The sequence below is a fragment of the Eubacterium sp. 1001713B170207_170306_E7 genome (assembly GCF_015547515.1).
Lineage (GTDB): Bacteria > Bacillota > Clostridia > Eubacteriales > Eubacteriaceae > Eubacterium.
Genome location: NZ_JADMVE010000006.1, coordinates 249,633 through 271,095, shown reverse-complemented (window position 1 = coordinate 271,095; position 21,463 = coordinate 249,633). Strand labels below are relative to the sequence as shown.

Sequence of the window (21,463 nt, the reverse complement as noted above, 5' to 3'; positions counted from 1 at the left end):
TGTATAACACACTATAATGTGATTAACAGCAAATTGAGGAGGAACACCATTGGATAAGGACAGTGTTTTATCAAGCATGGTTTCAGAGCTGCGCCGCGGAACGCTGGTGCTCTGCGTGCTGAGCCAGCTAAAAGCCCCGATGTACGGTTACAGTCTCGTAAACACGCTCAACGAAAAGGGAATCGTGGCGGAAGCCAATACCCTTTATCCCCTGCTCAGACGCCTCGAAAGCCAGGAGCTTCTCGTGAGCTCCTGGCAGACAGACGGGCCGAAGCCGCGAAAATATTACCAGACCACCGAATTTGGTAATGAGATCTGCCAGCAGTTAAAACGGCATTGGGACAAAACCGTCAACAGCATTAACCAAATTTTTGAGGAGGACGCAAAATGAAAAATGAACTGATCGACCGCTATGTTTACGCGGTGACAAGGCGGCTGCCCGCCAGGCTCCGAAGTGATATTGATAAAGAGCTGCATTCGCTCATTGAGGATATGCTGGAGGCCCGGTGCGATGGCCTGAAGCCTGAAGACCGTGATGTCCGGGTGGTTCTCACAGAGCTGGGAACACCGTCTGAGCTCGCGGCGAAATACATGCCGGAGGGACGCGACCACCTGATCGGCCCTGCCTATTACAGCCAGTATAAAATGGTCACCGGTATTGTTTTAGCCTCTGTGGCCTTTGGGCTTGTGCTTTCCGGATTCATCTCATTCTTCCAGGACAGCCACGAGGCTCTGTATATCACCCTCTTCTCATGGCTCGGCACACTGGTCACCGGACTCATCGCTGCCTTTGGCGCGGTTACCTTTATTTTTGCAGCCTTTGAACGAAAAAACGTCGCCCTCACCTTTGGCGGCAACGACCTTGACAGCCTGCCGCCGGTTCCTGAAAAGAAATCCGTCATCCCAAAGGGTGAGCCCATTGTGGGGATTGTTTTTTCCGTGATCTTCTGCGTCATTTTTCTGGCCGCACCTCAGATTATCTGTGTAAAATTCGGCGAGGGCCAGCCCTTTATCCCTGTGTTTAACGTAGACCTCATTCACCAGCTGTGGTATATCTTTGTTGCTCTCACCATCCTCGGTATTGCGAGGGAGAGTTTTAAGCTCTACGAAGGCCGGTACACTAAGAGGCTGGCAATCGTCACCGTTGTCACTGATATTCTGAGCGCAGCTCTGACCTTAGTCCTTCTATCCAGCCAACAAATTTTAAACAGTGCTTTTATCACTGAGGCTTCTCCCAGCTTGTCAAACGGGGTAGTCACAGGCATTTTAACCTATTTTAACCTGTTCTTTATGGCAGTCATTCTTTTTTGCCTTCTCCTTGATATGGGCGTCACCCTGTTCAAGGGCTTCTGGTATGACCGCTGAGAACTGACAGCAGGACCGGTAGAATCCGCCGGTCCTGCTTTTTTCATAACTTTTCATAAATTTCTGTTAAAATTATATAACTTTTCCGATAAAGGGGTATAAGTATTTGAAACCTTTGTCTGTGTTTTTCAGCAGAGAGGTGATCTTTTAATATATCCGAAGGAAAAGCAGAGAATCAATATGAGACCATTAAAAAAATCGTCAGAAATTCCCGTCAGCCTGGGCGCTGCCATTGTGGCCCTCGGCGTTGTCTACGGAGACATCGGCACCTCCCCGATGTACGTTATGAAATCCATCATCGCCGGAAACGGCGGCCTGAACACCCTTGACGACAACCTGATTCTGGGGGCTTTATCCCTGGTCATCTGGACCGTTACCCTTCTTACCACCATCAAGTATGTCATGATCGCGCTCAGGGCTGATAATCACGGTGAGGGCGGTATTTTTTCACTGTACAGCCTGATCAAAAAATACAAGGCCTGGCTCATCATTCCCGCCATGGTAGGCGGTGCCGCGCTCCTGGCCGACGGCATTCTCACCCCGGCCGTTACGGTTACCACTGCCATCGAGGGTCTTAGAAGCCTGCCCTTTGTCTACTGCTTTCTGGGGGACGGGCAGAGCCGTATTGTCATGATTACCCTTGCCATTATAGCGGTTCTGTTCTTTGTCCAGCGGGCCGGTACCAAGTCCATCGGTAAATCCTTCGGCCCGGTGATGACCGTCTGGTTTCTTTTTCTGGCCATTTCAGGTATTGTCAGCATGGCGGGCAACTGGGAAATTTTAAGAGCCTTTAACCCGCTCAGAGGCGCCGCCATCCTGTTCAGTCCAGACAACCGGGCAGGGGTGATGATCCTCGGCAGCGTTTTCCTGGCTACCACTGGCGCCGAGGCGCTCTACTCAGATATCGGCCACGTGGGCCGGGGCAATGTCTATGCCAGCTGGCCTTTTGTTAAGGTCTGCCTGATTCTGAATTATCTGGGTCAGGGCGCCTGGCTCATGGCCAACAAAAACAATACTGCCCTGAGCGCTCTGACAGACCTCAACCCTTTTTTCCAGATGCTCCCGGACAATATCCGTATTTTCGGTGTGCTTTTGAGTACTCTGGCGGCGGTCATTGCTTCTCAGGCCTTGATCACCGGTACCTTTACACTGGTATCTGAGGCGATCCGCCTTGATCTCATGCCGCATATGCGCATCACTTATCCTTCGGAAACCAAAGGCCAGCTCTATATTCCATTAGTCAACCTGATTATGTGGCTGGCCTGCAGCGGTGTCATCCTCTATTTTCGTTCCAGCGCGCGTCTGGAATCGGCCTATGGGCTGGCCATAACCCTGACCATGCTCATGACAACGCTGCTGCTGTTCATGTATCTTCGCTGTCTGAAGGGTCTGAAAATCCTCCCCTTTATCTTCCTCATCTTTTTCGGCGGGCTGGAGGGCATCTTTTTTCTCTCAAGCCTTTCAAAATTTGAAAGCGGGGGTTATGTGGCGCTGCTCATTGCCACGCTCCTCTTTGCCATTATGGCTGTCTGGCACCGCGGCACAGATATTGAGCGTTCCCAGGCCTTAAAGCTGCATATTTCAGACTATATCGGCATGTTCAGAGACGTGCATATGGATAAAAGGCTCACCACTATATCGGATAATCTGGTCTACCTGGTGAATGAAACCCAGGGGGATACCATCGACCGCGACATCCTGTACTCTGTTTTTGACAAAAAGACAAAACGGGCCAGAGCCTACTGGTTTGTCAGTGTCAGCGTCAGCGATGAGCCCTATACCCGCGAATATGCTGTCGAGAGCTTTGGCACAGATTACCTGTTCAGGGTAAAGCTGCACCTGGGCTTTAAGGTGGACCAGCGCATCAATGTCTACCTGCGTCAGATTGTCAGCGACCTGATTGCCAGCCAGGAGCTGCCGCCCCAGCAGCGCCGGTACTCCATCGGCGACAACAGCACGGTGGGCGATTTCCGGTTCTGCATTCTGCGCAAGATGCTGGTGCCTGAAAGTGATATCCCTCCTTCAGACTGGGCCGCGGTTTCTCTGAAATACGCGATCCGGCGTATTGCCGGCTCCCCGGTACAATGGTATGGCCTGGAAAACACCTCGGTGATCGTGGAGTATGTGCCGCTCTTTATTAAGCTGAAGGGATCCAATCCTCTAAAGCGGGTTGACGCGTGACTGGGCTTATTGTTTTACCTGTACGCTGTCAATCAGGACACTCCATAAAAAAACGCTATGCAAAAGCTTTTGCATAGCGTTTTTCTGCCTGCCACCTTGATCAGGTTCTCTTTTTTCAGTACCACCGGGTCATGGGCAGGTCGTTGTTCACGCCCTTGGTCATCAGAATCTGGCTCAGGTCAATGATGCCGTTGTGGAAGGTCGCCGCGCAGGAGCAGAGGTACAAGTCCCACATCCGGACAAATTCATCGTCGAACATCTCGCGCACCTCGTCAAGATGCGCTCTGAAATTTGCGTCCCAGCAGAGCAGGGTTTTGGTGTAATGCCGTCTCAGGCTCTCCACATCAATGACGTAGAAACGGTGCGTCGCGGCCAGGCTGATCATTTCCCGGAGCGAGGGAACCATGCCGCCCGGAAAAATGTATTTCTTAATCCAGGGGTCTCCAGGGTGTTCCTCCAATGCGCTGATATAGTGCAGCAGAAACAGTCCCTTGGGGTTTAAAACCTTATCTGCGCAGGATAAAAAGAGGTTGTAATTGTCTCTGCCCACATGCTCGACCATGCCCACGCTGACAATGCGGTCAAAGGTCTTTCCATATTTGGGCAGATCTCGGTAATCCATCAGCTCTGCTGTCAGCTGGCCCTCCAGGCCTTCCTCCACAATGCGCTGGCTGAATTTATTATACTGTTCCTGGCTCAGGGTAATGCCCACGCCGTTGATCCCGTATTTCTTAGCCGCCTCGATGAGCAGAAATCCCCAGCCGCAGCCAATATCCAGAAGGCTCATCCCTTCTTTCAGATACAGCTTTTCCAGGATATAATCGACCTTATTGACCTGGGCGTCATAAAGGGTATCGTCCGGGTTTTTAAAATAACCGCAGGAGTAGCTCAGGGTATCGTCCAGCCAGAGCCTGTAAAAATCATTGCCGATATCGTAGTGGGAGGATACCTCATCCTTTTGGTTCTTTTTGGAATTCGAGGTGAAGATCAGCTTTTTTAAGGCCGATTGATCCAGGGAAAATTTTCCTATCTGTCCCAGAAGCTGGTCGAGGGCCTGAAAGAGGTCGCCTTCCACTTCGATATCGCCTCGCATGTAGGCCTCGCCCAGCGCCAGCGAGGTACTGCGCCTGAGCTCCTTGATGTCCAGGCTCTTATTGAACCGAACCACAAAGGTCGGCTCGCCCTCGCCCAATAAAACTTCCTTGCCGTTTATTTTAATCAGAAACGGGTTTTCATCAAACTTCTTTAAAAATTGAATCATCAGGTTATCTTCAAGCTTCATGTTCATTCTCCTTATCACATCAGACTCAAACGCGCCGCCAAAAGCCCGGCGCGGTAGAGCTTTACTTTATAGATTGTACACCCCTTTAAGAAGTATTGTCAAACTAACATATCTTAATGGTATTTACCCATTCTATACGCTTTTAAACGTTATTTATAGTTTGTATTTATATTTAAAAACGTTATTTTTTTCGCTGAAAACGGATTCTTTTTTTAAGGAGACTATTTTTTATCCGTATCCCTTTTCCCGGCTGCCCGCTGGTATGCTATAATAAAAATAAAAAGGAATGAATCAAAATGGCTTATCTTATCGCTCGACAATTTGACAAACCCGGCTGTATCGCCATCCGGTCCGAGGCCAATGACACCCTGAAGGAGCAGGCGCGCCGACTGGCAAAAATGACCATCCATACAGGCGTACAGGTCAGTGTGGTTTACAACGAGGAGGATTTCGCGGAATATGCTCCCCAGACAATTTATGAGAACCACGACGCCTTTTTTACTGAGGTGCTGGATCTGGCGGAATGGTAATCCGCCACAAAAGCTTTTCTTAAGCTTCCTTAATGACCGTTTTAAAAAGTTTCAATTCATTATTTTTATTTCAATGAACGCAAAATTGCAACCGGATTCACTGAAATTCCGCCAAAACGACGTTCTTGTTTTTTGCCCTGTATTCCGTTATGATAGGTTTTAATGATCAATACTGGATTGGAGGAATACTGCTTGACCTTAAATAAGACGACGGTAAAAGCCGGAATTAAAACATTTTTTATCAACACGGTGCGCTTTGCGTTCATTCTTCTTTTTATCAATCTCTTCGCGCGTTTCTTTGGACAGGAAAATCTTCTCCCTTCCATTGCCATTATCGTTGCGCTCCTGACCTTCCCGGTCTGTGATATGGCGTTAAAGCCCAGCTCCATGACCTTTCTGCTTTTCTTCTTTTTCGTGGGCTCAGGCCTGGTTTCGGCGCTCTCCCTTCTCAACCTGTGGGCTGGTCTTGCGCTGAACTTTATTTTTATTTACCTGATGATGGCCTTTTGCTCGGAGCCCTCGGCGCTCAGGCCCCACATCATCTTTTTACTCTGCTATATTTTCTGTCAGGCCAGCCCTGTGACAGGGCATGCCTTTACCCTCAGGATGGCCGGCCTTTTAACCGGCGCTGCTATCACTGCGGCTGTGACTGCGGTCTGTTGGAAAATAAAGGGCTTTGACCCCTCCAGCCAGCGCAGTCTGAAGCAGCAGGTCCGGCTCTGCCAAAAAAAGGATCAGGCTCTTATCCTGAAGATGACACTGGGACTTACTCTGGCCATGTTTATCGGTATGGCCTTCGGCCTGAGAAAGCCGCTCTGGATCAGCATTGTGGTCATGTCGCTCACGCAGGCGGACTACGGTGAAACCCTGACGCGGATCAAGCACCGGTCTGTTGCCACACTGGCGGGGATTGTGCTTTTCGTGCTGCTCTTTCAAATGCTGGTGCCCGAGGGATACGGCGGATTTCTGATCCTGCTGCTGGGCTATATCGGCAATTACCAGTTTGCCAAGCCCTATAAATACCAGCAGGTTATCAACTTCATGAGCGCGCTTTTTGCCTCTCTGGTGCTCTTTGACCTCACCTCGGCCATCATCAACCGGGTGCTCTGCCTGCTGACCGGCATTCTGATTGTTGTGGTCATCCGCCATCTGGGGGCCTTTACCCGAAAAACCTTTTTCAGCACCATGACGCCAGACCCGGAAAATTAAAGGCCTATATATAAGGATGGGAACATGCCCATCTTTTTTTATTTCTAATTGAAAATCGACGCAAGTTCTGATAAGATTAAAGTTATCCACAACATTTAGGAGTAAATGCTGATGAAACCACTAAAACTATGGAACCGAATGGCGCCCCGCGGTAAAGTCCTCACCATTATTTTACTGCTTTTGCTGATTTCTGCCATTGTCGGAATCGGCGCTGCCATTTATCATATACCGCTGCTGGTTCAAAACCGGGCGGTTCAGTCCGTCAACGCACTTTTTACTGAAAACGATGCGGGGCTGGCTGACGGTGTTGCCCAGAACACCGGACAGATCTCTGACAGCATTAAAAAAGCCAATCAGGTCAGGGATGAGGCCATGCGCAGCTTTCTGCTGGAGCGCACCTCCACCGCGCAGAAGATGGCGGATACCCTCAACGGGGTGGCTGCCCTCTACCAGACAAAGGAGGACGGGTCCCGCGTGGTCGTGAGGACCATACAGCCCTTCCAGATCGACAATATCAATAAAAACCTGTCTGAGCTGGACGCCATGGGCAAAACAGATTTTACGGCTGCGGTAAGGCAGGATTTTGCCGATGCCCAGAACCAGTATAATATCTACAAGCAGATCAATGATCTTCTGGATTCACAGTTCACGGACGGCTCCGCCCGCAGCGAGCTCTCCGAGGATGCTTCCTCAGACGCCTGCGACGAGGCCCAGGAGCTGGTGGCCCAGCTTGAAAACCCGGACACCCAGACTGATATGAATTTCGCGATCAGCCAGGTCCGAAAAAAGGTTGAAGCCCAGGAAGCCGCCCAGGAGGCGGCCCGCATCGCGGAAGAAGAAGCCCGCGAGGCTGAACGCAAGGCTGAGGAGGAGGCTAAGAAAGCCGAGGAGGAAGAAAAAAAGAAAAACAATCCTGCCGAACAGATTAAAGATGCCATCAACTCGGTCATAAACCCCAGCAAAACAGAATAATCGGAACCTCCCTTAGCGGGAGGTCCTTTTTTGTTTAGAGCGGCTCAAAATGGATATATTAAACAAGAATATTTTTAAATCCAATAAAGGAGTGAAGAACATTGACTGAAAAAGAACTGATTGAAAAAGGCTATAAAAAATACACAGGCCAAGACATCGACGTTTTTTATAATAAAGCGATCTGCTGCCATTCCGGCAATTGCACCCACGGCAACGGAGAGGTGTTCAAGGTCTGCCGCCGGCCCTGGATCCTGCCAGACAACGCCTCCGCCGAGGAGGTCAAGACAGTCGTTGAAACCTGCCCCAGCGGCGCTCTGCAATATATTATGAAGCCTTAAAATCCTGTAATCACATAAAATTTTTTCTTTAAAAACCCTGCTCAAAAGGCTCAGAGGACCCGGGAATTTCCAAGGTCCTTATTTTTTATCTTCTTCCGGCGGCTTTTCCACCTTTACAGACACCTGAAACAGGTAATCCTCCGGGTTCTGGACGGCGATCTCATCCAGAATGGATTCGCGGTAGCCACAGCCGTCAATCGTCAGGCCCTTTTCTTCGATATAAGCGTCGATCCGCTCGTACAGCGCGTCAATACTGTCGTAATTTCCGTAGATATAGCCTACCGCGTAATAGCCAGCGGGCTTGAGGCCGATGTGCGGCAGCGCCATGGGCTCGTCCAGCCTTGCGAAATACCAGGTAGGGAAATGCCACGCCTTTTGCAGCAGGCTTTCCATGGACACAATGTCCCCCACCGGATAACCATAGCTGATGTTATAGAGGGCGCAGTATTCATAGAATTCCTGGATAATATCCCAGATGGACTCATCATCGACATTTGAAATATCTGGACTGATAAAAATACGTTCGGCCGGCATGTACTCCACAGAAACCCGGCTGGTATCAATGGTGCTGCTGGCCCGGGTCATCTCGATCCTGGACTCCATCATATCGCTGATCCGCTTCAGGCTTTTAATCTCCGCGTCGATCTTGGCCTTCCGCTCCTCAAAAAGCGCCACCAGCTTTTCCGGGGTCCTCTTGTCCAGATAAACCTTGATGTCCTTTAAAGGCGTCCCGATTTCTTTCAGGGCGTAAATGGCGCTGATCACGTCCAGCTGCAGATAAGAGTAGTACCGGTACCCGCTTTCAGGCTCTACTCTCTCCGGGCAGAAAAGACCGATCTTATCATAGTAGATGAGCGTTTTGCGGCTGACGCCCGAGAGCTTCGCAAACTCGCTGATGGTTAATGTTGCCTTGTTTTCCATGTTTTAGCTTTCCTTAAACCTTAAATTTTTTCATCTTTCTGCTTGACTGTACAGTTACTCTACAGTTTATAGTAACATACATCAAACCGGAGTACAACATCCATAGGAAGGAGACGAAATGACTCGATTATTTAAATTCTTAATACCCTATCGCAAAACACTGGTCCTCGTCGCCGTGCTGCTGTTTCTGCAGACACTGGGAACCCTCTATATTCCCACCCTTACGGCAGATATCGTAAACAACGGTATCGTCTACGGGGATATTCCCTACATCATCAGAACCGGCGGCATGATGCTGCTTTTTGCCGTATTAACCGGGCTTTTTGCCATTCTGGGCACCTGGTTTTCGGCCATTCTCTCGTCCGGCACCGGGCGGGACATCCGAAACGCTCTGTTCAGAAAGGCCCAGCGTTTTTCGATCAATGATTTTAACAGCATCGGTACCGCGTCCATGATCACGCGCAACACCAGTGATGTCAACCAGATCCAGCAGGCGCTGATCATGGTGCTTCAGATGATGCTGCCAGCCCCTATCATGGCCATCGCAGGGCTGATCCTGGCCTTTTCCAAGAACGCCTTCATGGGCGGCATCATCGTGGTAACCATGGTCCTGTTCATGGTGCTGGCGGTGCTCATTGAGCGGAAAACCATGCCCCTGTTCGGTCTGCTGCAGACCGGGATGGACAAAATCAACCGTTTCATGCGGGAATACATTACCGGGGTGCGGGTCATCCGCGCCTTTAACCGGACCGATTTTGAGCGCAGGCGTGTCAACACCTCTTTTGAGGAGTACGCGAACACGGCTATCCGCATCAACAAGATCTTTGCGGTTGCCATGCCACTGGTCCTGATGCTCTTAAACCTCTGCACTCTGGCCATTATCTGGTTCGGGGGCATACAGATCGGCCGGGGCGCCATGGAGATCGGCGATATTATGGCCGTGATCGAATACGCCATGCTGATCCTGTTCTACCTGGTCATGGCGGTCATGGTCTTTACCATGATCCCAAGGGCGGAAGCCTGCGCCAAGCGTATCTCGGAGGTTCTGGATCTGGAGCCTGAGATCGGCGATGCGCCGGCTGAGCTGACCGTTCAGCCTTCTGACGAAAAGCTGGCCTTCCACCATGTGACCTTCTGTTACCAGGGGGCGGAGGAGCCTGTGTTAAGCGATCTGAATTTTACCTGCCGGGCTGGGCAAACCACTGCCATCATTGGCGGCACCGGCTCGGGCAAGTCAACCATTGCCAGCCTGATTCCCCGTTTTTACGACATTCAGGCCGGCAGTATCGCCATTGACGGACGGGACATCAAAACCCTGTCCCAAAAAGAGCTTCGGAATAAAATCGGTTTTGTGCCCCAGAAGGCTTTTTTATTTTCTGGCACCATTGCCGATAACCTGCGCTACGGGAAAGAGGACGCCACGCTGGATGAGCTGCGCCGCGCTGCCCGTATCGCCCAGGCCGACGCCTTTATCGGCGATTTAAAGTACGGCTATGAGACGCGTGTGGCCCAGGGCGGGAACAATTTTTCCGGCGGCCAGAAGCAGCGGCTCGCCATCGCACGGGCTCTGGTAAAAGCAGCGGACGTCTATATTTTTGACGACAGCTTCTCCGCCCTGGATTTTAAAACCGACGCCAGCCTGCGGGCGGCTTTAAAGGCCGAGATTCACGACGCCGCTATCATTGTGGTGGCGCAGCGGGTCAGCTCCATTGTGGACGCCGACCAGATTATCGTACTGGACAACGGCATTATTGCCGGCAGGGGCACCCACCGCGAGTTGCTCGAAAACTGCCCGGTTTACCGTGAAATCGCGGAATCACAGTTAAGTAAGGAGGAATTAGCATGAGTGAACGTCCGGAAAACGAAGTAACCACTTCTAACGACGGCATGTCCGCCGAAAAAGCACGCTATGCCGGAAAAACTGCGAAGCGGCTTTTCTCAAAGCTTTTAGAACAAAAGGGCAAGCTGATCATCGTGCTGATCTCTGTGGTATTCAGCTGTGCCTTTACGCTGGCCGCACCCATGGTGATCGGCCAGGCCATCAACCAGATTTTTGACAGTGTGCGCCACTCCATCGAGACCGGCGCCGCCTTTACGCTCAACTTCGGCGCCATGGGCCGGATACTGGGCCTGCTGCTGGGCCTGTACGTGTTCAGCGCAGCCTTTAACTATCTGCAGCAATACCTTATGGCCAGCGTTTCCCAGCGGCTCACCCTGACCCTGCGGGAATCCCTGAGCGCCAAGCTCGCCCGGACACCCCTGAAATATTTTGACAACCACAAGAAAGGGGATATTCTGAGCCGGACCACCAACGACCTTGAAAAGGTCGCGGATACCCTCCAGGAGGGCCTGATGCAGTTTATCATCACGGTGGTCACCATCATCGGGGCCGTAACCCTGATGCTGGTCATCAGCCCGCTGCTGACGCTGATCGCCTTTGTGATGATCATTGTCGGCATGGTGATCACCGCTCTGGTCGCGCGCCGCAGCCAGCACTGCTTTGCCAAAAACCAGAAAACCCTCGGCGAGCTCAACGGTCATATCGAGGAATTCTTTACCGGGCAGGTGGTCATCAAAGCCTTTAACCGGGAGGACGCCTCGACCCAGACCGTTGAGGAGGTCAACGAGCGCCTTTACGCGGCCAGCCGCAACGCCCAGTTCATCACCTTTGCGGTCAATCCGCTGATCCGGCTCATGAACCAGATCGGCTATGTGCTGATCGCTGTCCTCGGCGCCTTCTTTGTAATCCAGGGGCGGCTGTCCCTTGGGGTGATCCAGGCTTTCTTCCAGTATGTGAACCAGGCCTCTGAGCCGATCACCGAAGCGGCCTACATTTTCAACTCCATGCAGGCAGCCATCGCCTCGGCCGAACGTGTCTTTGAGGTTCTGGACGAGGATGACGAGGTGCCGGATATCTCGCCCGCAAAGGCTCTGGTCGAGCCCAGAGGTGACGTGCGTTTCGAGCACGTCCAGTTTGGCTACAGCCCCAACCGCCTGCTGATGAAGGATATCAGCATTGACGTGAAGGCCGGTGAAAAGATCGCCGTTGTCGGCCCCACCGGCGCTGGGAAAACCACGCTGATCAACCTGCTCATGCGGTTTTATGAGCTGGACGGCGGCCGTATTCTGATCGACGGTGTTGATATCCGCGACCTGCGCCGGGGTGACCTGCGCGCACAGTTTGGTATGGTGCTCCAGGATACCTGGCTCTTTGGCGGAACCATTGAGGATAATATCGCCTACGGCCGCAACGCGGCCACCAGGGAAGAAATTATCCAGGCTGCCAAGGCCGCCCGGGCCGACCATTTTATCCGTACCATGCCCAAGGGCTATCAGTCCATCCTGAACGACGAAGCCTCCAACATCTCACAGGGACAGCGCCAGCTGCTGACCATCGCCCGTGCCATTCTGGCCGATCCGGCCATCCTGATTCTGGATGAAGCCACCTCCAGCGTGGATACGCGGACCGAGCTCGAAATCCAGAAAGCCATGGATCACCTGATGAAAGGGCGCACCAGCTTTGTCATCGCCCACCGGCTGTCCACCATCATCGACGCGGACCATATCCTGGTCATGCAGAATGGCACCATCGTGGAACAGGGCACCCACCAGGGTCTGCTCGAACAGAATGGCTTTTACGCCGACCTGTACAACAGCCAGTTTACGGTCAAAGCATCCTGAAACCAAAAAGACCGGCGGAGTGAGCCGCCGGTTTTTAATGCCGTGTTTCAGAAAAATTTTTCGACCCGCCTGTTGGGAATAAACCAGATGATAATGACCACATAACACCCGATAAGGGTGAGCATGGGGTTGATAAAAGCGGCTCCCAGAGAAATAACGTTGATCACCAGTGTGACCGGAACCTTGCGGTCATGCTCGATGGCCCTGTAAACCGCTGAGTCCGCCCCATTGGCGGCAGCCAGGGTGTGGTTCAGGAAAAAATAAGAAAGGCTGACCAGCATAAAGAGCACCCCGTAGGTGATCTCCGGCGCGAAGCCGCCCATAAAGGTGCCCACCCAGTTGGTGGCCGCTGGGATCAGAGACAGGAAGAAAAGCCAGAAGGAATTGGCCCACATGACCTTTCCATTGATCCTCTCCGCCAGCTGGAACATATGGTGGTGGTTGTTCCAATAAACCGTAAAAAGTAAAAAGCTGAGGATATAAGCAAAAATTTGCTCTTTTATTTTAAAAAGCGCCTCAAAGGTCGGCTCATCTGGGATTTTTATTCCTAAAATCAGAATGGTCATTAAAATGGCCAGCACCGCGTCGGTGTAAGCCTCTAAACGTCCTTTTTGCATGCTGCTGCTCCTTAACCGTACTGATTAAGAAGTACCCATATTTGAGGCCTGTAATCTCAGGATACCGCCTGGCAGATACCCTCCAGCGCCTTTAAATCCTTAACCTCAATATCCTCAGGGCAATAGACCGAATAGGCAAAGCCCTCAGGCGTTACCCAGCAGGCCAGCGCCTCGCCCGTATCCTTATTCACAGGGGTGAAATACACATCAATCGTGCCCGTATTGGTCAGAATATCGGCCTTCTGCAAAAAAACCGCCTGGTCGCTGAAGCTTGTGTAGACACCGCTGATGTCCGCAGACCGTGCGTAATGGGCTTTCCGGACAATATAAGTCCGGCTGTCACGGATAAACCGCACCTGGGCCACCGCGCCGTCCACCACCGCGTAATGGGCCGCGCCCATGTTTTCCGGCAGGCTGTCAAAGGTAAAATCCAGGCCGCCGGCCCCCTGGAACTCCGCCGCGTCCGACAGCTTTTGAGTATGGGGATCGCTCTGCTCTGACGGCCCGCAGCCTGTCAGGGTAAAAAACAGAAGCACTGCCATCAGCAGGCAACAAAATTTTTTCATCTTACCGCTTCCTTTTCCATCTTTTCAGATTAAAATTTCATTTCTTTCATCATAACAGGCGGAATAAGGGCTGTCAATGAAAGCCTTTAAAAATTAACCCCTTTAAGGAACAATTTTTTATCCTTTCTCGTTTATAATGGTTATATTTTACCTGTAAATACAATTTTCTATCCTTCCTTTTTCTTGTTGCTTTTAAAGCTAAAGCGTATAATAAGATTGTATACCATATTATAAAGTTTTTAATGAGAAAGTGAGGGGACAATATGTACCATTTTAAGGAGATGCGTGATCAGCTGATCAAACAGGCCCAGACCAAAAAAGCCGTTGTGGCGGTCGCAGCCGCCGGCGATCTGCCTGTTTTACAGACCGTTAAAATGATGAATGACTATGGCTTCGGAACCGCCATTCTGGTGGGTGACGCAGCCAAAATTGAGTATTTCGCCAAAGAAACCGGGTGCAATCTGGAAGAAAACACCGTGGTTGACATAAAGGATGACAGTCAGGCTGCCAACGTGGCCGTCGGGCTGGCCCGCAACGACGCGGCCGACATTGTTATGAAAGGCCTGCTCCAGACCAAAACCTACCTGAAGGCCATCCTGAACAAGGAACACGGCCTGCGGACCGGCAAGCTCTTAAACGCCGTTACCGCCTTTGAATCCGCTGCCCTGGGCCGGATGTTCCTGGCCACCGACTGTGGCATGATCGTGTCCCCTACCCTTGAGGATAAAATTGAAATGATCGGCAATGCCACCACCCTGGCCAACGCTTTGGGCTGTGAAATGCCAAAAATTTCCTGCCTGAGCGCGGTTGAAACTGTCAACGCCAACATGCCGGACGGCTATGACGCTGCAGTGCTCTCAAAAATGAATGAACGCGGCCAGATCAAGGGCTGTGTGATTGACGGCCCTCTGTCCATGGACCTTTCCGTCTCCGAAATGTCCGTCGAGCACAAGGGGATCGTGAGCCCGGTGGCCGGCAAAGCCGACGTGCTGCTCATGCCCAACCTCCAGGCCGGCAACATTTTCTGGAAAACCATGACCTATCTGGCAGGCGCCAAGAGCGGCGCAGTGGTCATGGGCACCGCCAAACCCGCGGTTCTGACCTCCCGTGCCGACACCGCCGAAGCCAAGCTCAACAGCGTGGCCATGGCACTGCTTCTGGCAGCCCATCAGAAACGCTGAGTCCACCGCCCTGTCTGTTCGGTACCTTTTGCACTTTCCGGAAACGGAAAGTGCTTTTTTCTTTATGCTAGGCTTGTCTTTATCATAAAAGACATCTTTAGGCTTTATGTTTTTAAATTACAGACAGAGTTGTACTATTTTACTAAAGGCCTGTAAAGACAGGCCTTTTTCATGCTCTTTTTAATCGTCCCACCATTTTATTCTATTGGTTTTCCTCCTTAAAAGTTGCTTTAATCCTTGTATTCTCCGTTACAACTAAAAATATTATGGGTAAGTAATAAAAGAATTCATTTTAAACAATCACCAGAAAAGGAGTTTTTCCATGAGCAGTTTTAACCCATTTGACGAAAAAGGCATTCCTGTTGAAAAGCAGGCTGAAGACTGGAAGAAGCTGACCCCGATTCCCTACGCGAAAGACCAGATTGACCCTTACACCAAGACGCGTATCATCCTGATGAACGGAATCGAAGTCGAGGCCGCCCTGTTTTCACACCAATTCCACCGCAACTGCACCGACAACGACCTGCGCCGCGAGCTGGCCATGACCCGCCGCATCGAACAGCAGCAGCAGAAAATGATCAACTGGCTGCCGCCGGCTGACGAGTCCGTGCTGGAAATGGCCATCGGCTACGAACAGCTGGCCGTTGACCTGACCGCCTGGCTGGCTCAGAATGAACCCGACGATTACGTCAAGCAGGCAATGGACTTTGCCCTGCTCGAGGACTTTGACCACCTGTACCGCTACGCGGACCTGCTGGAAATGGACAAGGGCATCAAGGCCGAGGAGCTGGTCGGCGGCTACACCGAAATCATGCCCGGACGGCCTACCATCGCCCATCACCGGCATCCCTTTGACACCATCAACCGCCCCATCGACGCCAAAACCGCCGACATTCAGACGAAGCTCAACACCATGATCATCGTCGCCGGCGAACAGCAGACCATGAACTTTTACATGAACGTGGGCAACCATTATCCGGACGATCTGGGCCGCAGCCTTTACCTGGAAATCGGTATGGTTGAGGAGCAGCATGTCACCCACTACGGCGGCCTGCTGGACCCCAGCTCTACCTGGCTTGAAAACCTGCTGCTGCACGATTATGTGGAAGCCTACCTGTACTACTCCTTCTACCGTGAAGAAAAGAATGAGATCATCAAGCTGTTATGGGAAGAACAGCTTCAGAAGGAAATCGGCCACTTGCATAAGGCCGCCGAGCTTCTGAAAAAATATGAGAAAAAAGAATGGAACGAGGTCGTCGACGGGCATTTCCCGAAGCTTCTGCACCTGACCTCCAATAAAGAATATGTCCGCGACGTCCTCAAAAACCAGGCAGGCCTGGGTAAAAAGGGCGAAGATTACGAAGACAGCAGCAAGCTGCCCAAGGATTACCGCTTCTTTAAATACCAGGAAATGGTCAACGGCCAATATGTGCCGTCCCACGAAGTTATTGAAAAATACATTGGCAAAAACGGTGAGGATTACCGGTTTGAAGACAAGCCGTCCCCCGTAAAAGCCCTCCGCGACCGCAAGCATGACAACACCGAAGTGGGCCGCGGATAAGATTGCCTCCTGTCAAAAGACATCTCCTAAAAGAGAGGGCCTCCGCAAAAGCTGCGCGGGAGCCCTCTTTAATTTTACGGCAACGGCCTTTTCCTTACCAAAATTAAGGTCCTATTTTTCAGAGAATATGATACAATAGACCCGTCCCTGAAAAGGGCTTAAACTTTGTAAAGGAAGCCTTCATGAAACGACTTTTAACCCTCTTATTAATCCTGCCGGCCTGCGGGCTCCTGCTCTCAGGCTGCTCACCGGCCCTCACCCTGTCTCAGCTTTTTACACCCGCTGCCTATACCGGATACCTCCTGAACAGCGATGACACCACCCTGACCCTGCTGTGCCAAAACGATGGCGAAAAAGCGCCTGTAACCCGTGTTTTCGACCGTACCACCCTGATACCGGAAAACCTGCCCGATACCGGCTCAGAGGTCAAAATCACGCTGAAAACCGGCACCGACACCGATGCCCTTCAGGCCGAAGGCACCCCGCTGCCCGCCAGAAAGCTGGACGTCCTGACGCCTGCAGACGAGGCAAGGTCCAGCTTTAACCGCCTGCGGGCCGCCCAGCTTCTGGACGGCATGAGCCTTGAGGAAAAGGTGGGCCAGCTGTTCTTTGCCCGTTACCCCGGCCCTTCCGGGCCCGAGGCTGAAAAAACCTGGCAGTTTGGCGGTACCATCCTTTTTGGCCGCGACTTTAAGGATAAAAGCCCGGATCTGGTCCGGGCCGAAATCAACGCCTGTCAGGAAGCAGCCAGGGTTCCCATGCTGGTGGGCGTGGACGAGGAGGGCGGCGACGTGGTGCGTGTCAGCGGCAATCCGGCCCTGCGGGCCGCTGCCTTTCCCTCACCCCAGACCCTGCTCCAGACCGGAGGCCTGGACGCCGTCACGGCCGACGCCCATGAAAAGGACGCGCTGCTGAAATCCCTGAACATCAACGTCAATTTCGCCCCAGTCTGTGACCTGTCCCAGAACCCCGCGGATTACATCTACTCCCGAACCACCGGCCAGGACGCGGACGCCACGGCCGCCTACGTCACAAAGGTGGTCAGCGCCATGACGGCCGACCACATGGGCAGCGTGCTCAAGCATTTCCCGGGTTATGGCCCGGGCGGCGACACCCACAAGGATTTCTCCCGGGACGGACGGCCCCTTGAGACCTTTGAAGCCCAGGATTTTCTGCCCTTTAAGGCCGGCGTCCAGGCCGGCGCGGGCAGTGTACTGGTCAGCCACAACGTCATCGAGGTCATGGACCCGGACCATCCCGCCTCACTGTCGCCCAGAGTCCACGAGGTTCTGCGGAACGAGCTGGGCTTCGACGGAGTGGTGCTCACCGATGATCTGGACATGGAGGCCATCACCAAGGCCTACGGCGCCGATACCGCTGCTGTCCAGGCTGTGGCCGCCGGCAACGACATGATCCTGAGCTCCCGCTACACCATCGAGATTCCAGCGGTGATCGAGGCCGTAAAAGGCGGAACCCTCTCCGAGGACCAGATTGACGCCTCGGTCAAACGGGTGCTGATCTGGAAAATGGCGCTGGGCCTGCTTTAAAAATAAATATATTTTTGGAAACACACGCTCAAAAGACTCAAAACCCTGCTGGCCTGGGGTTTTGAGTCTTTTGAGCATAACATGCTAAACTTCTGTAACCTGGAATTCCGCAATGGCGTAGGTATCGCCAAAGGTTTTGACCACACGGTAGGCGCCTGGCCGGAGACTGCCGTAACAGGTCCCGATGTCCAGCGTTTCCTCATTTGCTTTATCGGACGGCAGCATTATTGCGATCTCCTCAAAGGCTGTGCCCGGAAGCGGCGTAACCGGAAGCCATTGTCCCTTCTCCTCCCGTTCCAGATAAAAAATCCGGCCATAGGTCTGGTATTCTCCACTGTGGTTTACCAGCAGCAGGGTAAGCTCCCCAGTGTCTGGCGTGATTCTGTCGCTGACAACGGTCATTGCCAGATCTGTGCTGGGGCCGATGTACTTTTCGGCAGAAAAGGTGGCCGCCGGAACCGATGCCGGCGCGGGTATCTCTGTTGGAAACGCCAGGCAGAGGCACAGCAAAACCAACCCGATTTCCACCGAAGTGATGATTTTTTTCATTTTAGCTCCGTTCTTGAAATCAAAAGGGCCGTTAAAAGTTTCTTTTTACTATTCTAAGTTTACCAAATTTAAGCGAACCCGTCAAACAAAACAGATAATGCCGGGGCTGTTCTCCTGCTCAAAAGACTCAAAACCCTGCGGACTTCGGGTTTTGAGTCTTTTGAGCATAGACGCTCTATTTTAAATGCTAAAACAGGCACCCTCCCGGATGCCTGTTTTGATATCTTAACGATCGCTGTAATTTTTATGCACCAACGCCTGAACCTTTTTATAAAACGCTTTGTCGCCGCTCTGGTGCATGATGATATTGCTGAGTTTCAGGATGATTCTGTCAAGAGACACTTTGTCTTCGAGCATTTTAATGGCGGCGGATTTCAGCTCCCTGTCGACTTCCCTGAGGGTTTCTGCTCTTTGAATCTCTTCAGCGGCCAGCGTTTTGCTGGCGTTTATGTCATTGAGAATGTTTTTAACGGTGCTTTGATTTTGATATGGCGGCGGCGCGCAGGCGGCCTCTGCCGTATCGGCCGGGGGCCTGCTGCCCTGTTGTTTTAATGGGGTATCATAAACGGCCAGCGCATCGATATTGTTCATTATACCGTCACCGCCCTTTCCTCCTGTGTGAAGTCCTCGGGTTCCGCCAGTGTGATCACCGGCACGAGGGCATTGTGGCCCTCTTCCTCCGTGGTGCCTGTTTTAAGGAGTTCGGGGTTGATAAAATAACGGATGCTCCGGCGTCCGGTTCCGGCGTATTCGGCCGGTACGGGCACCAGATAGTGGTGGGCTGCCAGCAGCGCCAGTGGCGATTCCACATCGTCTGCGTGCATCCCTTTACCCTTACAGCGCTGCGCGATCTCCCGTTTGGTCAGGCTGTCTTTGCCCGCGGTCAGGGCCCGTTTGAGGACGTAGGCCGCGGTCTGGGTTTCGGCGTCGCTGCTTGTCAGGTTAAAGACCCGCAGCTTTTCTGCCAGATAATACTCGGCCAGATCGATGGCCTTGGCCACGGTCGAACGGCTGATGCTGCGCTCAGACGCCCGGGGGCCGTGGGCTGCGTAGTGAAGAATGCCCGCCATCCGCAGGACGGTACCGCTGACCTTTCCAGCAAAGGGCTCAATGCACTCGTAGTCTTCGGTCAGGCGGTTTTCGGTGTCATGGTCAAAGTCAAAGAACAAATCTCTGGCTTCTTCGGTCATTTCCAGCATCACACCGCCTTTAATCCCGGCGTCCATGGCCAGGAGCTCGGTGATGAGCTCGCAGTAGACCGCTTCGACCTGGGGCGGGATGTCGGGCGCCTCCCGGCTGTTGCGGGTGCCGACCAGGCTGTCGGGCATGGCGTACAGAAACCGGCCGGTCAGGCCCAGCTCCTGAAATTCTTTCTTTGCCTCAAATTCACACACCACATGGGGCTGTACGGCCATGACCATGGTGAGGTGGGCGTCTCGGAGGATCCGGGTGCGGCGGCCCACCCGGTCGACGGTCATCTTGTCCTGGGAGTAGGCGTTGAGGAACACGTCGATATTGACCGCGCCGCTGTAACGGCCGCTCATGGTGCCGAAAAGACCGCCCTCCGCCGCAAAAATGGCCATGCGCTCGTGGTTCTCTTCCAAAAGGTTGACCAGCACCTCGGGGGTCACATCGCCTGCTGTCAGGCGCAGGGGGCGCGCAGGCTTGAGCTTTGCCAGCTCTTCCCGGGCCTCCTGAGCGTCGGTGTAGTTAATGACGCCCCGGGCAGCTTTTCCTTCCAGATACTTGATTTTCTTCTTAAAAAACTGCTCCTGATGATCGTACGCTTCGATGTCTTCGGCCATCTTTTCATTGACCATTTCCTCATAAAGCTCGATGGGCCTGGTCATTTTACGCATCATCGGGGATTTCCGCTCCGATGATCGGGCGATCAGCAGGATGTAAAGGCACAGGGACTCGGTCCAGTCGGCTTTGGCTTTCACCTTGGCTTTTTTCTGCACCGCGGCGGCCAGAACCCCCAGGGCCGCGCTGCCGGTCATGGCCACCGGCACCCCGATGCTGGCCGCGGCCGCCAGCACAAAATCCTGTACCGCGCCAGGCAGGCTGTGTACCGGAAAATCCGGCACGGCGTTGACCGCGCTGCCGTCAAGCGGGATGATGGGCTTGAAATTTATTTTTTTCCTGGTTTCCTCAATGATCAGATCTTTTCGCTCTTCTTCGGTTAAAAGGCCCTTCATGGCCTCGATGTCGTCTGCAGGCTGTCGCTGTGTTCTATCGTTGTTCATACTGTATAAGCTCCTTTCTTTTAAACGCGCGGTAAAGCTCCACCCTCTCGGAGGGTGTTCCGCTATCCAGGATATCCAGGTAATAGGATACCACGGGCAATTGAAACATGGCCTCGACATACTTGTCGGGCACGGTTTCCAGTGATTCGCAAGGCTTATATTTCTCAGTATTTTCACTTAGCTCACGGTGTATTCTGCTATAGTACGCTTCCATATCTGCCAGCCGGTTCCGGAGCGCCGCTGCCAGTACCGCCTCCGCGCTGTCCGTCGGCGCCGTTATACGCGAAGGGTGGCACAGGGTGTTCGTTGGTTTCGCTTTGCGCCGCGCGCTTTTCGTCCCGTTCGTTTCCTGTTTCACGCTTCTTGTATCCGCCGCTCCTTTCGCCGCAGCGTTCTTGGTCTTATGGCTTTGAGCTCTGACCTCCACCGTTAGATTGAAATCTTCCTGAAGCTTAATGGCCGCTTCTAATGGAGAAATATGGAAAATCTGCATAACCAAATCAATGACGCTCCCCCTGGCCCCACAGGCAAAGCAGGTGAACCGGTTGTCTTTAAAAGACAGACTGGGATGATGGTCGTTGTGAAATGGACACAAGGCCCTCCCATGCCGGTCAACTGCCACCCCGTAAAAGCGGGCAGCCGTCACAATGCTGGTTTCTTCCCGGACGACGTTAAAGATTGATCGATAGTTTTTTATCAGCACTCCCCTCCAAAATC

20 protein-coding genes are annotated in these 21,463 nt (G+C 52.6%); 12 read left to right on the top strand and 8 right to left on the bottom strand.

What is annotated here, in order from left to right; translation table 11 throughout:
• Positions 1-49: 49 nt before the first annotated feature.
• From I2B62_RS15975 to I2B62_RS15965, 3 genes are all read left to right on the top strand, one after another.
• Positions 50-391 carry a PadR family transcriptional regulator gene (locus tag I2B62_RS15975; protein WP_207736031.1) on the top strand — a complete coding sequence of 114 codons (342 nt, stop codon included), beginning with the start codon at positions 50-52 and terminating at the stop codon, positions 389-391.
• Entirely contained in the window at positions 388-1,365 is a 978-nt protein-coding gene (locus tag I2B62_RS15970) for a hypothetical protein (RefSeq protein ID WP_195270032.1), read from the top strand. The genes I2B62_RS15975 and I2B62_RS15970 overlap by 4 nt, the downstream gene beginning before the upstream one ends.
• Before the next feature lie 180 nt (positions 1,366-1,545).
• Positions 1,546-3,546: a KUP/HAK/KT family potassium transporter gene (locus tag I2B62_RS15965; RefSeq protein WP_195270031.1), complete on the top strand. Its 2,001-nt coding sequence runs from the start codon at positions 1,546-1,548 to the stop codon at positions 3,544-3,546.
• 115 nt (positions 3,547-3,661) lie between these two features.
• Here I2B62_RS15965 and I2B62_RS15960 read toward each other — a convergent pair whose 3' ends face one another.
• Positions 3,662-4,828, bottom strand: a complete 1,167-nt coding sequence (locus I2B62_RS15960) for a cyclopropane-fatty-acyl-phospholipid synthase family protein (RefSeq protein ID WP_195270030.1) — start codon at positions 4,826-4,828, stop codon at positions 3,662-3,664.
• Positions 4,829-5,124: 296 nt separating this feature from the next.
• Between I2B62_RS15960 and I2B62_RS15955 the strand changes: the two genes are divergently transcribed.
• The 4 genes from I2B62_RS15955 to I2B62_RS15940 all read left to right on the top strand — a co-directional run bounded on the left by I2B62_RS15955 (position 5,125) and on the right by I2B62_RS15940 (position 7,877).
• Positions 5,125-5,358: a DUF6718 family protein gene (locus I2B62_RS15955; protein ID WP_195270029.1), complete on the top strand. Its 234-nt coding sequence runs from the start codon at positions 5,125-5,127 to the stop codon at positions 5,356-5,358.
• A gap of 192 nt (positions 5,359-5,550) precedes the next feature.
• Positions 5,551-6,567, top strand: a complete 1,017-nt coding sequence (locus tag I2B62_RS15950; protein ID WP_195270028.1) for an FUSC family protein — start codon at positions 5,551-5,553, stop codon at positions 6,565-6,567.
• Between the two features lie 111 nt (positions 6,568-6,678).
• Positions 6,679-7,539 carry a hypothetical protein gene (locus tag I2B62_RS15945; protein WP_195270027.1) on the top strand — a complete coding sequence of 287 codons (861 nt, stop codon included), beginning with the start codon at positions 6,679-6,681 and terminating at the stop codon, positions 7,537-7,539.
• A gap of 101 nt (positions 7,540-7,640) precedes the next feature.
• A complete protein-coding gene (locus I2B62_RS15940; RefSeq protein ID WP_195270026.1) occupies positions 7,641-7,877 on the top strand; it encodes a (4Fe-4S)-binding protein in 237 nt (78 codons plus the stop codon).
• A 78-nt stretch (positions 7,878-7,955) separates the two neighbouring features.
• Here I2B62_RS15940 and I2B62_RS15935 read toward each other — a convergent pair whose 3' ends face one another.
• Positions 7,956-8,798 (bottom strand): MerR family transcriptional regulator, encoded by an 843-nt coding sequence (locus tag I2B62_RS15935; protein WP_195270025.1) that lies wholly within the window; start codon positions 8,796-8,798, stop codon positions 7,956-7,958.
• Positions 8,799-8,916: 118 nt separating this feature from the next.
• On the opposite strand from I2B62_RS15935, the gene I2B62_RS15930 reads away from it, so the two are divergent.
• Entirely contained in the window at positions 8,917-10,644 is a 1,728-nt protein-coding gene (locus I2B62_RS15930; RefSeq protein WP_195270024.1) for an ABC transporter ATP-binding protein, read from the top strand.
• Positions 10,641-12,479 carry an ABC transporter ATP-binding protein gene (locus I2B62_RS15925; protein ID WP_195270023.1) on the top strand — a complete coding sequence of 613 codons (1,839 nt, stop codon included), beginning with the start codon at positions 10,641-10,643 and terminating at the stop codon, positions 12,477-12,479. Before I2B62_RS15930 ends, I2B62_RS15925 begins: the two co-directional genes overlap by 4 nt.
• A gap of 47 nt (positions 12,480-12,526) precedes the next feature.
• Here the strand turns inward: I2B62_RS15925 and I2B62_RS15920 are convergent, their stop codons facing one another.
• Together I2B62_RS15920 and I2B62_RS15915 are read right to left on the bottom strand one after the other, a co-directional pair.
• Positions 12,527-13,096: a TMEM175 family protein gene (locus I2B62_RS15920; protein WP_195270022.1), complete on the bottom strand. Its 570-nt coding sequence runs from the start codon at positions 13,094-13,096 to the stop codon at positions 12,527-12,529.
• Positions 13,097-13,152: 56 nt separating this feature from the next.
• Entirely contained in the window at positions 13,153-13,662 is a 510-nt protein-coding gene (locus I2B62_RS15915) for a hypothetical protein (RefSeq protein ID WP_195270021.1), read from the bottom strand.
• 263 nt (positions 13,663-13,925) lie between these two features.
• Between I2B62_RS15915 and I2B62_RS15910 the strand changes: the two genes are divergently transcribed.
• From I2B62_RS15910 to I2B62_RS15900, 3 genes are all read left to right on the top strand, one after another.
• On the top strand, positions 13,926-14,843 hold the full coding sequence (locus I2B62_RS15910) for a bifunctional enoyl-CoA hydratase/phosphate acetyltransferase (RefSeq protein WP_195270020.1): 918 nt from the start codon (positions 13,926-13,928) through the stop codon (positions 14,841-14,843).
• Positions 14,844-15,165: 322 nt separating this feature from the next.
• A complete protein-coding gene (locus I2B62_RS15905) occupies positions 15,166-16,404 on the top strand; it encodes a hypothetical protein (RefSeq protein ID WP_195270019.1) in 1,239 nt (412 codons plus the stop codon).
• A 182-nt stretch (positions 16,405-16,586) separates the two neighbouring features.
• Positions 16,587-17,951 (top strand): glycoside hydrolase family 3 N-terminal domain-containing protein, encoded by a 1,365-nt coding sequence (locus I2B62_RS15900; RefSeq protein ID WP_195270018.1) that lies wholly within the window; start codon positions 16,587-16,589, stop codon positions 17,949-17,951.
• An 84-nt stretch (positions 17,952-18,035) separates the two neighbouring features.
• Here the strand turns inward: I2B62_RS15900 and I2B62_RS15895 are convergent, their stop codons facing one another.
• The 4 genes from I2B62_RS15895 to I2B62_RS15880 form a co-directional block, all read right to left on the bottom strand.
• Positions 18,036-18,500 carry an immunoglobulin-like domain-containing protein gene (locus tag I2B62_RS15895; RefSeq protein WP_195270017.1) on the bottom strand — a complete coding sequence of 155 codons (465 nt, stop codon included), beginning with the start codon at positions 18,498-18,500 and terminating at the stop codon, positions 18,036-18,038.
• 225 nt (positions 18,501-18,725) lie between these two features.
• The gene (locus I2B62_RS15890) at positions 18,726-19,091 is read right to left on the bottom strand and encodes a hypothetical protein (protein ID WP_195270016.1); all 366 of its coding nucleotides are present in this window, start codon (positions 19,089-19,091) and stop codon (positions 18,726-18,728) included.
• Positions 19,091-20,746 carry a YfjI family protein gene (locus I2B62_RS15885; protein WP_195270015.1) on the bottom strand — a complete coding sequence of 552 codons (1,656 nt, stop codon included), beginning with the start codon at positions 20,744-20,746 and terminating at the stop codon, positions 19,091-19,093. Before I2B62_RS15885 ends, I2B62_RS15890 begins: the two co-directional genes overlap by 1 nt.
• The gene (locus I2B62_RS15880) at positions 20,733-21,449 is read right to left on the bottom strand and encodes a CHC2 zinc finger domain-containing protein (RefSeq protein WP_195270014.1); all 717 of its coding nucleotides are present in this window, start codon (positions 21,447-21,449) and stop codon (positions 20,733-20,735) included. Before I2B62_RS15880 ends, I2B62_RS15885 begins: the two co-directional genes overlap by 14 nt.
• Between the last annotated feature and the right edge of the window lie 14 nt (positions 21,450-21,463).

Excerpts from the sequence above, each read along its gene's own strand:
- I2B62_RS15970 (WP_195270032.1), top strand. The coding sequence starts at position 388 with ATGAAAAATGAACTGATCGACCGCTATGTTTACGCGGTGACAAGGCGG.
- I2B62_RS15965 (WP_195270031.1), top strand. The coding sequence starts at position 1,546 with ATGAGACCATTAAAAAAATCGTCAGAAATTCCCGTCAGCCTGGGCGCT.
- I2B62_RS15960 (WP_195270030.1), bottom strand. The coding sequence starts at position 4,828 with ATGAAGCTTGAAGATAACCTGATGATTCAATTTTTAAAGAAGTTTGAT.
- I2B62_RS15955 (WP_195270029.1), top strand. The coding sequence starts at position 5,125 with ATGGCTTATCTTATCGCTCGACAATTTGACAAACCCGGCTGTATCGCC.
- I2B62_RS15945 (WP_195270027.1), top strand. The coding sequence starts at position 6,679 with ATGAAACCACTAAAACTATGGAACCGAATGGCGCCCCGCGGTAAAGTC.
- I2B62_RS15935 (WP_195270025.1), bottom strand. The coding sequence starts at position 8,798 with ATGGAAAACAAGGCAACATTAACCATCAGCGAGTTTGCGAAGCTCTCG.
- I2B62_RS15930 (WP_195270024.1), top strand. The coding sequence starts at position 8,917 with ATGACTCGATTATTTAAATTCTTAATACCCTATCGCAAAACACTGGTC.
- I2B62_RS15925 (WP_195270023.1), top strand. The coding sequence starts at position 10,641 with ATGAGTGAACGTCCGGAAAACGAAGTAACCACTTCTAACGACGGCATG.
- I2B62_RS15920 (WP_195270022.1), bottom strand. The coding sequence starts at position 13,096 with ATGCAAAAAGGACGTTTAGAGGCTTACACCGACGCGGTGCTGGCCATT.
- I2B62_RS15915 (WP_195270021.1), bottom strand. The coding sequence starts at position 13,662 with ATGAAAAAATTTTGTTGCCTGCTGATGGCAGTGCTTCTGTTTTTTACC.
- I2B62_RS15910 (WP_195270020.1), top strand. The coding sequence starts at position 13,926 with ATGTACCATTTTAAGGAGATGCGTGATCAGCTGATCAAACAGGCCCAG.
- I2B62_RS15905 (WP_195270019.1), top strand. The coding sequence starts at position 15,166 with ATGAGCAGTTTTAACCCATTTGACGAAAAAGGCATTCCTGTTGAAAAG.
- I2B62_RS15900 (WP_195270018.1), top strand. The coding sequence starts at position 16,587 with ATGAAACGACTTTTAACCCTCTTATTAATCCTGCCGGCCTGCGGGCTC.
- I2B62_RS15895 (WP_195270017.1), bottom strand. The coding sequence starts at position 18,500 with ATGAAAAAAATCATCACTTCGGTGGAAATCGGGTTGGTTTTGCTGTGC.
- I2B62_RS15890 (WP_195270016.1), bottom strand. The coding sequence starts at position 19,091 with ATGAACAATATCGATGCGCTGGCCGTTTATGATACCCCATTAAAACAA.
- I2B62_RS15885 (WP_195270015.1), bottom strand. The coding sequence starts at position 20,746 with ATGAACAACGATAGAACACAGCGACAGCCTGCAGACGACATCGAGGCC.